General features: G+C 36.0%; 22 protein-coding genes. 18 read left to right on the top strand and 4 right to left on the bottom strand.

Annotated elements, in window-relative coordinates; all coding sequences use genetic code 11:
• Positions 1 to 160: 160 nt before the first annotated feature.
• The 15 genes from infA (at position 161) to NXS11_RS03530 (ending at position 10,065) form a co-directional block, all read left to right on the top strand.
• Positions 161 to 379: a translation initiation factor IF-1 gene (infA, locus tag NXS11_RS03600; protein ID WP_001118443.1), complete on the top strand. Its 219-nt coding sequence runs from the start codon at positions 161 to 163 to the stop codon at positions 377 to 379.
• Between the two features lie 31 nt (positions 380 to 410).
• Entirely contained in the window at positions 411 to 524 is a 114-nt protein-coding gene (rpmJ, locus tag NXS11_RS03595; RefSeq protein ID WP_002509257.1) for a 50S ribosomal protein L36, read from the top strand.
• Between the two features lie 22 nt (positions 525 to 546).
• On the top strand, positions 547 to 912 hold the full coding sequence (gene rpsM / locus NXS11_RS03590) for a 30S ribosomal protein S13 (RefSeq protein WP_044359405.1): 366 nt from the start codon (positions 547 to 549) through the stop codon (positions 910 to 912).
• A 24-nt stretch (positions 913 to 936) separates the two neighbouring features.
• Positions 937 to 1,326 carry a 30S ribosomal protein S11 gene (gene rpsK, locus NXS11_RS03585; RefSeq protein WP_014613235.1) on the top strand — a complete coding sequence of 130 codons (390 nt, stop codon included), beginning with the start codon at positions 937 to 939 and terminating at the stop codon, positions 1,324 to 1,326.
• A gap of 76 nt (positions 1,327 to 1,402) precedes the next feature.
• A complete protein-coding gene (locus NXS11_RS03580) occupies positions 1,403 to 2,347 on the top strand; it encodes a DNA-directed RNA polymerase subunit alpha (RefSeq protein ID WP_259198708.1) in 945 nt (314 codons plus the stop codon).
• Positions 2,348 to 2,363: 16 nt separating this feature from the next.
• Positions 2,364 to 2,732 carry a 50S ribosomal protein L17 gene (rplQ, locus tag NXS11_RS03575; RefSeq protein ID WP_044359403.1) on the top strand — a complete coding sequence of 123 codons (369 nt, stop codon included), beginning with the start codon at positions 2,364 to 2,366 and terminating at the stop codon, positions 2,730 to 2,732.
• Between the two features lie 390 nt (positions 2,733 to 3,122).
• The gene (locus NXS11_RS03570; RefSeq protein WP_259198707.1) at positions 3,123 to 3,932 is read left to right on the top strand and encodes an energy-coupling factor transporter ATPase; all 810 of its coding nucleotides are present in this window, start codon (positions 3,123 to 3,125) and stop codon (positions 3,930 to 3,932) included.
• Complete coding sequence (locus tag NXS11_RS03565; protein WP_259198706.1) at positions 3,929 to 4,795, top strand: energy-coupling factor transporter ATPase; 867 nt, start codon at positions 3,929 to 3,931, stop codon at positions 4,793 to 4,795. The genes NXS11_RS03570 and NXS11_RS03565 overlap by 4 nt, the downstream gene beginning before the upstream one ends.
• On the top strand, positions 4,785 to 5,588 hold the full coding sequence (locus NXS11_RS03560) for an energy-coupling factor transporter transmembrane component T family protein (RefSeq protein WP_259198705.1): 804 nt from the start codon (positions 4,785 to 4,787) through the stop codon (positions 5,586 to 5,588). The genes NXS11_RS03565 and NXS11_RS03560 overlap by 11 nt, the downstream gene beginning before the upstream one ends.
• Positions 5,589 to 5,603: 15 nt before the next feature.
• Positions 5,604 to 6,410 (top strand): tRNA pseudouridine(38-40) synthase TruA, encoded by an 807-nt coding sequence (truA, locus tag NXS11_RS03555; protein WP_259198704.1) that lies wholly within the window; start codon positions 5,604 to 5,606, stop codon positions 6,408 to 6,410.
• A 207-nt stretch (positions 6,411 to 6,617) separates the two neighbouring features.
• The gene (gene rplM, locus NXS11_RS03550) at positions 6,618 to 7,055 is read left to right on the top strand and encodes a 50S ribosomal protein L13 (RefSeq protein ID WP_044359398.1); all 438 of its coding nucleotides are present in this window, start codon (positions 6,618 to 6,620) and stop codon (positions 7,053 to 7,055) included.
• A gap of 19 nt (positions 7,056 to 7,074) precedes the next feature.
• A complete protein-coding gene (rpsI, locus tag NXS11_RS03545; RefSeq protein ID WP_044359397.1) occupies positions 7,075 to 7,467 on the top strand; it encodes a 30S ribosomal protein S9 in 393 nt (130 codons plus the stop codon).
• A gap of 390 nt (positions 7,468 to 7,857) precedes the next feature.
• On the top strand, positions 7,858 to 8,640 hold the full coding sequence (locus tag NXS11_RS03540; protein WP_259198702.1) for an amino acid ABC transporter substrate-binding protein: 783 nt from the start codon (positions 7,858 to 7,860) through the stop codon (positions 8,638 to 8,640).
• Positions 8,621 to 9,340, top strand: coding sequence for an amino acid ABC transporter permease (locus NXS11_RS03535; protein WP_259198701.1), 720 nt, complete (start codon positions 8,621 to 8,623; stop codon positions 9,338 to 9,340). The genes NXS11_RS03540 and NXS11_RS03535 overlap by 20 nt, the downstream gene beginning before the upstream one ends.
• Complete coding sequence (locus tag NXS11_RS03530; RefSeq protein ID WP_259198700.1) at positions 9,337 to 10,065, top strand: amino acid ABC transporter ATP-binding protein; 729 nt, start codon at positions 9,337 to 9,339, stop codon at positions 10,063 to 10,065. The genes NXS11_RS03535 and NXS11_RS03530 overlap by 4 nt, the downstream gene beginning before the upstream one ends.
• 238 nt (positions 10,066 to 10,303) lie before the next feature.
• On the opposite strand, the gene NXS11_RS03525 is transcribed toward NXS11_RS03530, so the two are convergent.
• The 4 genes from NXS11_RS03525 to NXS11_RS03510 form a co-directional block, all read right to left on the bottom strand.
• Positions 10,304 to 11,332, bottom strand: coding sequence for a sensor histidine kinase (locus tag NXS11_RS03525; protein WP_259198699.1), 1,029 nt, complete (start codon positions 11,330 to 11,332; stop codon positions 10,304 to 10,306).
• Positions 11,333 to 12,016: a response regulator transcription factor gene (locus tag NXS11_RS03520; protein WP_259199348.1), complete on the bottom strand. Its 684-nt coding sequence runs from the start codon at positions 12,014 to 12,016 to the stop codon at positions 11,333 to 11,335.
• Positions 11,991 to 12,452 (bottom strand): DoxX family membrane protein, encoded by a 462-nt coding sequence (locus tag NXS11_RS03515; RefSeq protein WP_259198698.1) that lies wholly within the window; start codon positions 12,450 to 12,452, stop codon positions 11,991 to 11,993. The genes NXS11_RS03520 and NXS11_RS03515 overlap by 26 nt, the downstream gene beginning before the upstream one ends.
• A gap of 99 nt (positions 12,453 to 12,551) precedes the next feature.
• Positions 12,552 to 12,977 carry a DM13 domain-containing protein gene (locus NXS11_RS03510; RefSeq protein WP_259198697.1) on the bottom strand — a complete coding sequence of 142 codons (426 nt, stop codon included), beginning with the start codon at positions 12,975 to 12,977 and terminating at the stop codon, positions 12,552 to 12,554.
• Positions 12,978 to 13,693: 716 nt separating this feature from the next.
• Here NXS11_RS03510 and amaP point away from each other — a divergent pair.
• The 3 genes from amaP (at position 13,694) to NXS11_RS03490 (ending at position 15,044) form a co-directional block, all read left to right on the top strand.
• The gene (gene amaP / locus NXS11_RS03500; protein WP_259198696.1) at positions 13,694 to 14,236 is read left to right on the top strand and encodes an alkaline shock response membrane anchor protein AmaP; all 543 of its coding nucleotides are present in this window, start codon (positions 13,694 to 13,696) and stop codon (positions 14,234 to 14,236) included.
• 12 nt (positions 14,237 to 14,248) lie between these two features.
• Positions 14,249 to 14,494, top strand: coding sequence for a DUF2273 domain-containing protein (locus tag NXS11_RS03495; protein WP_259198694.1), 246 nt, complete (start codon positions 14,249 to 14,251; stop codon positions 14,492 to 14,494).
• 64 nt (positions 14,495 to 14,558) lie between these two features.
• The gene (locus tag NXS11_RS03490) at positions 14,559 to 15,044 is read left to right on the top strand and encodes an Asp23/Gls24 family envelope stress response protein (RefSeq protein ID WP_259198693.1); all 486 of its coding nucleotides are present in this window, start codon (positions 14,559 to 14,561) and stop codon (positions 15,042 to 15,044) included.
• Positions 15,045 to 15,154: the final 110 nt, after the last annotated feature.

Raw genomic sequence — 15,154 nt, 5'->3', positions numbered from 1 at the left:
ACTTGGATGTGGTTCGCTTTTCATAAAGTCGTTAATATTGAGTTTGTCTGTAATAAAATTTGTGACATTAATGATAATGATGATTTTGAAGTGAGATCCAGGCTACTATGATCGAGTTGATGTTCTATAATCCTTACAACTGAAAAGGAGGAGTTAATCAATGGCGAAACAAGATGTAATCGAACTTGAAGGTACAGTACTTGATACTTTACCTAATGCAATGTTTAAAGTAGAATTAGAAAATGGTCATGAGATTTTAGCGCACGTTAGTGGTAAAATTCGTATGAACTATATTCGCATTCTACCAGGCGATAAAGTAACAGTTGAAATGTCTCCGTACGATTTGACACGCGGCAGAATCACATATCGTTATAAATAATTGTCACTCCAACATTGAAGGAGGTATAAAAATGAAAGTCAGACCATCTGTGAAACCAATTTGCGAAAAATGCAAAGTCATTAAACGTAAAGGTAAAGTAATGGTAATTTGTGAAAATCCTAAGCACAAACAAAAACAAGGTTAATTAAAAGAGAGGTGTAAATATAATGGCACGTATTGCAGGAATTGATATCCCACGTGATAAGCGCGTAGTAATTTCATTAACTTATATCTACGGTATCGGTAAAGCAACAGCACAAAAAATTCTTTCAGAAGCGAACGTTTCAGAAGACACACGTGTAAAAGATTTAACTGATGATGAGTTAGGTCGTATTCGTGAAGTTGTTGATGGCTATAAAGTTGAAGGTGACTTACGCCGTGAAACTAACTTAAACATCAAACGCTTAATGGAAATCTCATCATACCGTGGTATTCGTCACCGTCGTGGCTTACCAGTAAATGGTCAAAAAACAAAAAACAATGCGCGTACGCGTAAAGGCCCAGTTAAAACTGTTGCTAACAAGAAAAAATAATAGGTAAAGGAGGCAAATACTACTATGGCACGTAAACAAGTATCACGTAAACGTAGAGTGAAAAAGAATATTGAAAACGGTGTTGCACATATCCGTTCTACATTCAACAATACAATTGTAACTATTACAGATGAGTTTGGTAATGCTTTATCATGGTCATCAGCAGGTGCGCTTGGTTTTAAAGGTTCTAAAAAATCTACACCATTCGCAGCACAAATGGCTTCAGAAACAGCTTCAAAAGCTGCTATGGAACATGGTTTGAAATCAGTTGAAGTAACTGTAAAAGGTCCTGGTCCAGGTCGTGAATCAGCGATCCGTGCGTTACAATCAGCAGGTTTAGAAGTAACAGCGATCAAAGACGTTACTCCAGTACCACATAATGGTTGCCGTCCGCCAAAACGTCGTCGCGTATAATTTTAAATTTTTTCTTTGTCACATGTAAATAAATTTATAGTTTATGCAAATCGACGTATTTAAGGAGGATATGTAAATGATTGAAATTGAAAAACCTAGAATTGAAACAATTGAAGTTAGTGATGATGCTAAGTTCGGTAAGTTCGTTGTTGAACCACTTGAACGTGGTTACGGTACTACACTAGGAAACTCCTTACGTCGTATCCTACTATCATCATTACCAGGTGCGGCTGTTAAATATATTGAAATCGAGGGTGTTTTACACGAATTCTCTGCGATTGACAATGTTGTAGAAGATGTTTCTACTATCGTTATGAATATCAAAAAGCTTGCGCTTAAGATTTATTCAGAAGAAGATAAAACACTAGAAATCGATGTTAAAGAAGAAGGCGAAGTTACTGCAAGAGATATTACACATGACAGTGATGTTGAAATCTTAAATCCAGACCTTAAAATTGCTACAGTATCTAAGGGTGGTCATTTTAAACTACGTTTAGTTGCAAACACAGGTCGCGGTTATGCTTTAGCGGATCAAAACAATTCAAGTGATATGCCAATCGGTGTAATTCCTGTTGATTCTCTATACTCACCAGTTGAACGTGTGAATTATACAGTTGAAAACACACGTGTTGGTCAAAGTTCAGACTTTGATAAGTTAACATTAGATGTTTGGACAGATGGTTCTATCACACCACAAGAATCTGTTTCTTTAGCTGCCAAAATTATGACTGAGCATTTGAATATCTTTGTTGGTTTAACTGACGAAGCGCAAAATGCAGAAATCATGATTGAAAAAGAAGAAGATCAAAAAGAAAAAGTATTAGAAATGTCTATTGAAGAATTAGACTTATCTGTACGTTCTTATAACTGTTTAAAACGTGCTGGTATCAATTCAGTACAAGAACTCGCTGACAAATCAGAGGCTGATATGATGAAAGTTCGTAACTTAGGTCGTAAGTCTCTTGAAGAAGTAAAACACAAATTAGAAGACTTAGGTTTAGGTCTTAGAAAAGAAGATTGATAAAGGAGGTTAACTCATGGGTTACAGAAAATTAGGTCGTACGTCAGATCAACGTAAAGCAATGTTACGCGATTTAGCAACTTCATTAATCGTAAGCGAACGTATCGAAACTACTGAAGCGCGTGCGAAAGAACTTCGCAGTGTTGTTGAAAAATTAATTACTTTAGGTAAAAAAGGTGACTTAGCTTCTCGTCGTAATGCAGCTAAAACATTACGTAATGTTGAAATCTTGAATGAAGATGAAACAACACAAACAGCGTTACAAAAGTTGTTTGGTGAGATTGCTGAGCGTTACCAAGACCGCCAAGGTGGTTACACACGTATCGTTAAAGTTGCACCTCGTAAAGGTGACGGTGCTTTAACAGTAATTATTGAATTAGTATAATTAATACACACTACTACATTTAAAGCAAATGAGTGCAACGATAATGTCTGCCACATACAGATATTGTCTAGCTCAGGAGCATCCCATCCAATTAAATATTGATGATAAAGCGTGATCTCAATAGGGTGGGGTGCGCGCTTTTTTATGCAAATACTTAGCATCATATGATAAGGCCTGCGATTGTGCAGGTCTTATTTGTTTTGACCGTTTTCAAAAGCGTTGTGCCGTTGTATGGTTTTATGTAAAATGAAGAGGTATTCTAAAACAGACATTGAAGCAATAGTTTGAACGTCAAAGAGAAACACTAAATATAATTTATCCTTATATGCAGTTTTTAATAGTTTGATTAAAAAAGGATAATGTGTTTAATCAATTAAGGGAGTCAAAGTTATGTCGAAGAAGCCATTGTTACAGTTTCAAAATGTATCATTCCAATATAATGAAAATAATGACTATGTGTTGAAAGATATTAATTTTACGTTAAATCAAGGTGAATGGGTTTCTATTGTAGGACATAATGGTTCTGGAAAGTCCACTTTGGCAAAATTAATTGCAGGGATTGAGCATGATTTTGAAGGTGATATTTTAATTGAACAATCATCAATCAAAAACACTGAGTTTACCGCTTTTCGTCATCATATAGGCATTGTTTTTCAGAATCCAGATAATCAATTTGTCGGGTCTACGGTTAAGTATGATGTGGCATTTGGTTTGGAGAATAAGTGTGTATCTTATGAAGAAATGCATGCCATTGTCCCAGATGTGTTAAAAGACGTTGACATGCATGATAAACAGAACCACGAACCTACTGCGTTATCAGGAGGACAGAAGCAGCGTGTGGCAATTGCAGGTGTATTAGCATTAAAGCCAAAGTTAATTATTTTAGATGAAGCGACATCGATGTTGGATCCTGAAGGGAAAAAAGAGATACTTTCGATGATTCAAAAGCTTAATCAAGTGCACGGTGTAACAGTACTGTCTATTACCCATGATTTATCAGAAGTTGTTTCATCCGATCGCGTGATTGTCTTGAATAAGGGAGCTGTAGCGCTATCTGGTACGGTAAATGATATTTTTACCCATGCCGAGACGTTGACGGCATATGGTCTAGATATGCCTTTTGAGATGCGTATAGCAAAGTTACTGGGCTTGCAAAAAGGATTTTTAACATATGATGAATTATTGGAGTGTTTATCATGATTAAATTTGAAGATGTGTCGTTTACTTATCAGCAGCATACCCCATATGAATATAAGGCATTGAATCTTATTACAACACAATTTGAGCAAGGCAAGTATTATGCGATTATTGGAAAAACAGGATCAGGGAAGTCTACACTCATTCAACATTTCAACGGCTTGCTGAAACCAAGTCGTGGTGAATTACAAGTATTAGATGTACAGATTACTCGCAAAACAAAAGATAAAGTATTACAAAAGATTAGAAAACGTATTGGCATGGTTTTTCAATTTCCAGAATCACAGCTATTTGAACAAACGGTTGAACATGAAATTTTGTTTGGACCGAAAAATTATGGTTTAGACCTTAATAAGGCACGTCAACGGGCAGTGATGTTGTTGGAGCAGCTTGGATTTGATGCAGAAAAGGTTATGCAGCAATCCCCGTTTTTGCTATCAGGAGGGCAGATGCGCAAAGTAGCGCTTGTTGCGATTCTTGCAATGGAGCCAGATGTATTAGTGTTAGATGAGCCTACTGCAGGACTTGATCCGAAGAGTAAGCGACAAGTGATGCAACTGTTTAAAGAAATACAGGACAAAGAAAAAAAGACGGTTATTCTAGTGACGCATGATATGAATGATGTTGCATTGTATGCTGATGAAGTTAAAGTGATGAAACAAGGGCGTGTTATCAGCAGTCAGACACCAGAGGAACTTTTCTCTGATAAGGAATACGTACAGCTGTTACATTTGGATTTACCCGATATTGTTCAGCTACAAAGAGACGTTGAAGCGCGTTTAGATATGCGTTTTGAGCGACTAGCTATGACAGAAGTTGAATTTGTGAAGATGTATGAAGTATGGAGGCAGCAACATGAAAGATAAGTTAATTATTGGACGCTATTTGCCAATTGATTCGATCATACATCGCTTAGATCCACGCAGCAAGTTCTTATTCGTATTTTTATTTATCATTGTTATTTTCTTTAGTCACGCTTGGCTAGCATATCTATGGCTTGGACTTGTTCTTTATACATTGTTGAAGTTAGGCCGTATTCCACTCTGGTTTTTACTAAAAGGGTTGTTGCCACTCTTTTTCTTTTTAAGTTTAACCTTTATGATGCATATGTTTTTGACGAAAGGCGGCACACGGCTGTTTGAGTGGGGAATTATCTCAATTGATACTTACGGTCTGCAAGAAGGAACTTTGATTGTGTTGCGCTTGTCATACATTATGATTATCTCAACTATTTTAACGTTAACAACAAGTCCTTTAGGTCTGACAGATGCCTTTGAGCGTCTATTTAAACCATTGCGCTATCTTAAAATTCCGGTATCCGAACTGAGCATGATGATGGCGATTGCATTGCGTTTTATTCCAACACTAATGGAAGAGTTGGATAAGATTATAAATGCACAAAAATCACGTGGTGCAGCATTGTCAAGCGGTTCCATAATGGCACGCATTCAAGCGTTTATTCCATTGTTTATCCCATTATTTATCTCAGCATTCCAACGTGCTGAGGAATTAGCGATTGCGATGGAAGTACGAGGTTATGATGCGAGTGCACAACGCACTAGTTATCGTCGTTTACAATGGCTGATGCGAGATACCTTTGCCTTGTTGTGCATCATTCCAATTGGTGCCATTGCATTTGTGATACGTTACATTATATAGAGAGGATTTGCTGAGATGCCACGAGTTTTAGTCAAGATTAGTTATCATGGGGGACAATTTTTAGGTTTTCAAATTCAAAATCAGGGGCGTACGGTTCAAGGATATTTTGAAAAGATATTGAAGCGTATGCATAAGCGATCTGTGCGTATACATCCATCAAGTCGTACAGATAGAGGGGTGCATGCGAAAGCGCAATATTTCCACTTTGATACAGATTTGAATATTGAGCCGACACAATGGCAGTATGCGATGAATAGATCTTTACCAGATGATATTTATGTACACGATGTACAATTTATTGATGAAGACTTTCATTGTCGTTATGACTGTGTGGGTAAGACATATCGCTATTCGGTGTATCAAGCGGAACATCGCAATCCTTTTTTATCACAATTGATGACGTTTGAATCAGCCTCTTTAGACATAAAGTTGATGAATGAGGCAGCACAACAATTTGTTGGAACGCACGATTTTACATCATTTTGTTCACAGAAAACGGAAGTTGAGAGTAAAGAACGGACAATTTATGAGAGTCGAGTAGTTTCAACAGCTGAAGGATTAGATTTTATTATTACAGGATCTGGTTTTTTGTATAATATGGTACGCGTTATTATGGCGTTTTTATTAGAAGTAGGAAAAGGAAAACGAATGGCGACTGATGTGCCAGAGATACTTGCAGCTCAAGATAGAAACCTCGTTCCTCATACTGCACCGGCAGAAGGATTATATTTAGAAAAAGTGTATTTGAGTCCGGAATCCTTACGAGAAGACTTTGGAGAAGAGATTAAAATTCATTATAAAAAGTCAGCGCAAAATTCGTAAAAGCATTGACATTTCAGCTTATAAATTATATCATAGTTAACGGTATTGTTTTATATCCACCCCACGATAAGCCCCGGAAACTTATTGTGTTGCAAGATATAGAAGCAGGAAGATCAATAGTTAACGGAATAAATAATCGTTTTAGGTTGTTTAATACAACTGATTGAAAATTAAACAGAAACATCTATTCATTAGGAGGACTCAATTATGCGTCAAACATTTATGGCTAACGAATCAAATATTGAACGCAAATGGTATGTTGTTGATGCTGAAGGACAGACTTTAGGTCGTTTATCTTCAGAAGTAGCATCTATCCTACGCGGTAAAAATAAAGTAACTTACACACCACACGTTGATACAGGTGATTATGTTATCATCATCAACGCTTCAAAAATCCAGTTCACTGGTAAAAAAGAAACTGACAAAATTTACTATCGTCACTCAAATCATCCAGGTGGTTTAAAATCAATCACTGCTGGTGAATTAAGAGCGACTAACCCAGAACGTTTATTAGAGAAATCTATCAAAGGTATGTTACCAAGTTCACGTTTAGGTGAAAAACAAGGTAAAAAATTATTTGTCTATGGTGGCGCTGAACATCCACACGCTGCACAACAACCAGAAAACTACGAGTTACGTGGTTAATTAGAAGGAGGAAATTACATTGGCACAAGTTGAATATAAAGGCACAGGCCGTCGTAAACACTCAGTAGCACGTGTACGTTTAGTACCAGGTGAAGGTAATATCACAGTTAACGGTAAAGACGTACGTGAATATTTACCATTTGAATCATTAATCTTAGACTTAAACCAACCATTTGATGTAACTGAAACTAAAGGTAACTATGACGTTTTAGTTAACGTTCACGGTGGTGGCTTCACTGGTCAAGCGCAAGCTATCCGTCACGGTATCGCACGTGCATTATTAGAAGCTGATCCTGAGTACAGAGGTTCATTAAAACGCGCTGGTCTCTTAACACGTGACCCACGTATGAAAGAACGTAAAAAACCAGGTCTTAAAGCTGCACGTCGTTCACCACAATTCTCAAAACGTTAATATATTGTTTATACAAGCACTTTCCAATATTATGTTGGAGGGTGCTTTTTTTGGTTGTTCAGCTTTTGTGGTGGAAAGACATTAATAAGCACCTCGTTTTATTGATCATAGAGTTCCAGCTAAGTTGAAATTGTTAGTGTACAGTCCATGGTGATTGTGCGCTTCACTCTAAGTAAGTTCGGCTAATTTTTGAAGTGATTTTAATGGGATATTAATCTGTTTGCAGGACATAGAATAATGAGACCTTATACGAATTATTTTAGTTCTGTTTTAATGAAGTAATTATATGAATGATAGATAGCGTACAAGTTTTTGTCATTGACAGTAGCGGATTTTCAGTCTAAACTATATTTAATCCGATTGAAAAACTAAGAATAGAGGGATATTCGTATGAAAAAAGGTTTATTTTTAATTATGGCACTAATAGTCACATTAGCTGCATGTGGCACTAATAGTGATTCTCAAAAAAGTAACAGTAGTAATGATAATAAGAAAATTGTTGTGGGAACTGAAGGGACATACGCACCGTTTACTTTCCACGATAAAAACGACAAGTTAACAGGTTACGATGTTGAAGTAACAAAAGCAGTTGCAAAAGAAATGGGCTATGATGTGGAATTCAAAGAAACACAATGGGACTCAATGTTTGCAGGTTTAGATGCAGGACGTTTTGATGTTATTGCGAACCAAGTAGGTATTAACGATGAACGTAAAGCAAAATATAAATTCTCAGACCCTTACACTTATTCGAACGGTGTATTAGTTGTTAATGAAAACAACAATGATATTAAATCATTCGATGACGTTAAAGGTAAAAAATTAGCACAAACTTTGACTTCAAACTACGGTAAGCTCGCACAATCTAAAGGTGCAGAAATTACAAAAGTAGATGGTTTTAACCAAGCAATGGATTTATTACAATCTAACCGTGTTGAAGGTACTTTCAACGATAACATCTCATATTTGGATTATAAAAAACAAAAACCTAATGCTAAGATTAAAGCAATTGAAGGCGATGCAGAACAAAGTCAATCGGCATTTGCATTTAGTAAGAAAACCGATGATAAAGTCGTTGAGGATTTTAACAAAGGCTTGAAAAAAATAAAAGATAATGGCGAATTAGAAAAAATAAGTAAGAAATGGTTTGGCGAAAATGTTTCAGAACCTAAATGATGAACAACTTCATGCGTTAAATGCTGCCAAACAAGCATTTTTACCTATGCTCGAAGGTTTGGTGAAATATTCGATACCAATCACATTAGTCACTTTTGTGATTGGTTTGATTTTGGCTTTGCTTACTGCTTTGATGCGTATTTCTAGCAGTAAAGTATTAAGAGGAATTGCACGTTTTTATGTATCAATCATTCGGGGCACACCGATGATTGTTCAGTTATTCATTATCTTTTACGGGATTCCTGAAATAGGTAGATTGGTAACAGGTAACGCAGACAATCAACTTACGTTATCACCAGTCGTTGCAGCGATTATTGGTTTGTCTTTTAACGTTGGCGCATATGCTTCTGAAATTCTAAGAGGCGGTATTATGTCGATTCCTAAAGGACAAACGGAAGCAGCGTATTCTATTGGTATGAATTATAAGCAGACGATTCAACGTATTATATTACCTCAAGCGATTAGAGTATCTATTCCTGCTTTAGGGAATACGTTTTTAAGCTTAATTAAGGATACGTCACTTTTAGGGTTTATATTAGTGGCAGAGATGTTTAGAAAAGCTCAGGAAGTCGCATCGACAACGTATGAATTTTTAACAATTTATTTACTCGTGGCGCTATTATATTGGATTGTATGTTTCATCATTTCTGTAGCGCAATCACATTATGAAGCTTATATTGAAAGAGGGTATCACTCATGATTGAACTTCAAAATATTAAAAAGTCTTTTAATGATAAAGAGGTTATCAAAGGGATTAATCTTTCGGTAGCACAAGGTGAAGTGATTACGCTCATCGGTCGATCTGGCTCGGGTAAAACAACTCTGCTTAGAATGATAAATGCATTGGAGATACCAACAGAAGGTGTTGTGTATGTAAACGGAGAAACCTATACAGCAGATGACAAAAAATCACAAATCAAAGTGAGAAAACAGTCGGGAATGGTTTTTCAAAATTATAACTTGTTTCCACATAAAAGTGCGATTGAAAATGTGATGGAAGGCTTGGTTACTGTTAAAAAAATTAACAAGCAACAGGCACATGAAGAAGCATTACAATTGCTTAGAAAAGTCGGTCTTGAAAGTGTGAAAGATCAAAGACCCCATGCTTTATCAGGCGGTCAGCAGCAACGTGTGGCTATTGCGCGTGCGTTAGCGATGAACCCGAAAGTGATGTTGTTTGATGAGCCAACATCAGCATTAGATCCAGAACTTGTGAATGATGTATTAGCGGTTATTAAAGACCTTGCTAATGAAGGGATGACAATGGTTATTGTGACACACGAGATGCGTTTTGCGCGAGAAGTATCGGATCGCATCGTCTTTATCCATGAAGGTTTGATTGGTGAAGAGGGGATACCTGAGACATTGTTCACGCAACCGAAGACAGAAGCATTGAAAAAATTCTTAAATGTGATAGAAGTATAGAATGATATAAAAGTATTGAGGAGTGGGACAGGCATCTCATTTTGCTAAAAAAGATGCCGTTGTTCTACTCCTGATTTTTATGCAACACGCTAACTTTGCATGACAGAGCGTTTCATAGCTATGTACGTATCATTGATTTCGAGACATTGGCTTATCGCTTGAGTCAGTTCAAAAGTGTATAAAAAATAAAGGCAGTCACAAAATGGAAATGAACGCCATATGTGACTGCTTTTTGTATTTATATTGGGAAATGTAATGTAATTGTTGTACCTTTGCCATATTCGCTATCAAGTGTGATGTGTCCGCCTATCTGATGGGCAAGTGTCTGTGCAATATACAGACCTAGACCAGATCCGCCGTGTTCAAGATTGCGTGAAACATCCACACGGAAGGTGCGTTCAAAAACACGTTTCAAATATTTCGATTCAATACCAGCGCCTTCATCGCTCACTGAAATCGCCAATTGCTGTGCATTTTCTTGTTTGATCTGTACGGTAATCGGTGTTCCTACTTCAGAGAACTTTAAAGCGTTGTCCAAGAAATTGGAAATAATGCGTTCAATCGCAATCTTATCTTGTACGAAGCGTGGAATGGATTCATCTACATCGACGTGTAAGATCCGCTGTTCATGTTCGAGTTGCTGCTGGTAGGGATCCAATATTGTAATCAATAGTTGGTCGACTTGTAGTGCTACTTTATCTTGAGCATGTGTTGTCACACTGACCATTGATGTTAAGTCATCAAACATATGACTTAACCTGTCTGCTTGATTGATCAGTACTTTATACGCATGCTGTTGTGCTTCATCACTATCAATAATGCCATCTCGTAATGCTTCAGAATATGATTTAATACTTGCAAGTGGTGTTTTCAAGTCATGGGCTAAATTCTGTACCATGTACATTTTTTCTGCTTCTTCGTCTTTAATCTGCACCATCTGTTGTTCAACACGCAATACCATCATTTTGAATGATTCATTAAGTTCTTTCACTTCAAGCGGCGATGCAATATCGAGAAAATCAATGTTGAAATCACCTTCTGATACGCTTTGTGTCGCGCGATTTAAGCGTTCAATTTTATGAATTGTTGGGACTGAAAAGGTCATGGCAATCATCATCGTCATCATACTGGATATCAGTGAAAAGAGGGTGAGTATCAAAGTTTGTTGTCCGTCGAACCACATCATTTTATATAAAACAAATAAAAAGAGTGTTGTAATGGCAATGGAAGTAACAAAAGATATAAAAAGTTGTTTGCGTATTGTCATCTAATGCCTCCTCTGGAACTTATAACCCAGTCCCCAAACGGTTGTAATTGCGTAATCTTCATAGTGATATTGTTCGAGCTTTTCACGCAGACGATGAATATGGACGTTTAGCGTGTTCATATCTTCATAATAGTCATAGCCCCAAACTTGTTCGAGTAAATCTGTTTTTGATAATGCAACATTTTCATGCGTTGCGAAATACCACAATAATTCAAACTCTTTGACTCTCAAGTTGACAGTTTCATCATTAATCGTCACTGTTTTGGTTAAGTTATCTAATGTGAGAGCGCCAAAAGTGACTGTATCTTGTACGTGGGCACTATGATTAACCCGCTTCAAGATATTTTTAGCACGTATCACAAGTTCACGTGGACTAAAAGGTTTTTTCACGTAATCATCAGCGCCGAGCATTAAGCCGTATATTGCGTCAGATTCGGTTGTTTTGGCTGTGAGATAAATATATGGAATATCTAACTGACGTGTACGCATTTCTTTAATAACTGCATAGCCATCTTTCTTAGGCATCATAATGTCTAAGATTATCAAATCAATCGACGCATCTAACATCTCCAGAGCTTCTTGACCGTTTGAAGCTGTTGATACTTTATAACCTTCAAATTCAAAATATGTTTGACAGATATCACGAATATCTGGTTCGTCATCCACTATGAGTATGTGTTCCATTTGCATCATTCCCTAGCTTTTTTCTTTTAAAGAAGTTTAATAAATTAAGTAATTCTAATGTTTTTGGGTTCATTAATAATATTATAAAGAAAAACAACTGCAATGGATACGTAAAAATCATATCTGCTAAAATATAGTTCAGCATAACAAATGCACCGAAGAAACTAGCGGTATAAGACAAAATACCTAAGATTAAGCCAAGACCAATGGCAATTTCACCAAGTGGGATTAGCCATTGAAAGATATCAGTCTGTGTGTTAACAACAGTACTGAAAAAAGCTTTATACCATTCTGGCACATCCGGGCTCTTCTGCACGACAGGAATGAGTCCATTAATCGCAAACCCACCTGTTAATTTTTCAAAACCTTGCATTAACATAACGATACCTGACCCTATTCGGATGAGTAAAATCATTATTTTCCATATCATATTCATTTTTCTGTCTCCCTTGTTGTTGATAAAAAGAGATAGAACTCTTTAGTAGCAGAATCCTATCTCACTGAATTTGAGTATATTTTCAAATGTGTATCAGACTTATTTTAATTTTGCATTGCCGAATACAACGTGTGCTTTGTCACAGTAAATAGTGACTGTGTCGTAATCTTCAACTTTTGCACCTTTAAGGTCGAAAGTTTGTTCTTTTTCATCATATTTAACTTTGTCGATTTTCATGCCCTTTTCAACATCGCCATTTTTAGTTAAGTACACATGTAAGTCTGGACCTTTGTCTGATTTGAAGTCAGTAAGCATTAATTTGCCGTCTTTAATCATTGCTTTACCTTCAACCATTTGTTTATTTTCACCTTTGAACATGCCTTCTTTCATCATGCTCTTGTCGTCCGTTTTACTTTCCATCATTTTGTCGTCTTTCTTCATATTGTCATCGTTCATGTTACCACATGCACCTAAAAGTAATGATGTTGCAACTGTAGTTGATAATAATAATGATTTGATTTTCATGTTAATTTCCCACTTTCATTTGTTTTTTGTGATTGTTTTGACACTCCTAATACTACAGAGGAATTATCTTAATTCACATTAACTAAGGGTTAACAATTCTTAACTAATTCTTAAAAGCTATAATAGAAATGCATTTACTTTGTATTAGATGTGAAGCGATAGAGATGATCAAAGAAGTAATGAATGTGATAATCCTGCAAAGCTTGAATATTGGGGAATGCCTACTGAAGATGAAGCGGTTAACACGTATGAAAAGTTAAAAACACAATTAAAAGTGCCTAAAATGTGGTGAACTTAGATCTGATTTTGATTATTTATCTGTTTTATTCCAGACAGTCATGTGGTTTTAATCGGCTGCCTGATAGTAAAGGCAGACAAAAACAAGTGTTAAAAGATAGAAATTTATTAGCGGCAATGGTCGATTAATTTCAAATGTTTTAGAGAAATTAGCAGTTAATGAAATGTTAGCATATATTAGAAATAAATAGTGAATGGTAGAAGCTGCAACGTTTTCAGGGGATAGTATCTGTTATTAGCGGTATATCTTTTATATACAATTTCAATATACAGGTTTAATAAGTGAGGGAATGGGTAAATTAAGAGAGCTTGACATTCTATCCAACATAATTATTTTTTTGAATTTAGGTTTTTTAAAATGAGATATGGGTATATAAGAGTGTGAGACAAATGAACAACAAATAGGAGGTGTGCGTAAGGTGAGACGACTTAAAAATTTTTGTTTGGGATTGTTAATGGTTGTCATTGTAGGTTTTCTACTATTTATGTATTTAGATTACCAACCAATCACAGAATATCAAAATTATTTTTACCAATTTAACTGGTTTGAACCATTGTTAATCGGCTTATCTGCGTTTTTAATTTTATTAGGTTTTATTCTATTCTTCAGTGCATTTAAACCAACGCACCGTAAACCGGGATTATACAAAGACTATCAAGATGGGCATATTTATATCTCAAGAAAATCAATTGAGAATACGGCGTTAGATACACTTAAGAAATATGATGCAATTCGTCAACCGAATGTTGTAGCAAAACTATACAACAAAAAGAATAACAACTTTGTAGATATTAAGGCAGACTTTTTAGTACCGACAACAGCAGTGAATATTCAAAGTTTAACAGAACAAGTGAGAGCAGACATTAAAGAAAATGTTGAACGTTTTTCAGAAATGCCTGTACGAAAACTAGAAATCAATGTTCGTGACCAACGTCAAAGCGGCGATCCACGCGTTGTGTAAAGGAGGGGTCCTATGGCTAATCAAAATCAAAATGGTCAAGGTGAACAAGTAACGAATGAACAGGTTATTGCTATGTTGCGTAACTATAAATGGCGTATCACAGGGTTCTTCTTTTTCCTTATCATCGCAATCTTGTTTTTGACACTTGGCTTTTGGAAAACAATTTTAATTGTCGTTTTATGTTTAATCGGTGTCGGTGTTGGGTATATTAAAGACCGAACACAAGATTTCTTAAATTTACTGAATCGATTAAGCTAGCATTAGCAAGTAGCAGTTTTTAAGAAAAGTGTATAAACTATTATATAATAAAGGAGTTTTTATCATGACAGTAGATAACAACAAAGCAAAAGAAGCATACAATAACAAAACAGGTGTTAACGAAAAAGAACAAGAGCAACGTGAAAAGAACGAACCACAATTCTCTAACAGCTTAACTTTCTCAGATGAAGTTGTTGAAAAAATCGCTGGTATTGCAGCACGTGAAGTAAAAGGTATCTTAGACATGAAAGGCGGTTTTGTGGACAGCATTAGCGGTTCATTCACAAGCGGTAATAACGTAACACAAGGTGTATCAGCTGAAGTTGGTGAAAAACAAGCAGCAATCGACTTAAAAGTTATTTTAGAATACGGTGAATCAGCACCAAAAATCTTCCGCAAAGTAACTGAACTTATTAAAGAACAAGTGAAACATATGACAGGTTTAGAAGTTGTTGAAGTAAACATGCAAGTTGATGATGTGATGACACGTAAAGAATGGCAACAAAAAAACGAAAAAAATAGCAACAACGATCAAAAAGGCTTACAATAAGTCATTCGTTGATGAAATAGAGAACTGAGTACATGGGTACTCGGTTCTTTTTTTACTGTTCATCTTCTGTGATGGGAGTGGGAATTTAATAGAAACATGCAATTTAAGTT

This window comes from Staphylococcus americanisciuri (genome assembly GCF_024814435.1).
Taxonomy (GTDB): domain Bacteria; phylum Bacillota; class Bacilli; order Staphylococcales; family Staphylococcaceae; genus Staphylococcus; species Staphylococcus americanisciuri.
The sequence above is the reverse complement of the archived record's forward strand: the minus strand, read 5'-3'. Positions and strand labels throughout refer to the sequence as shown.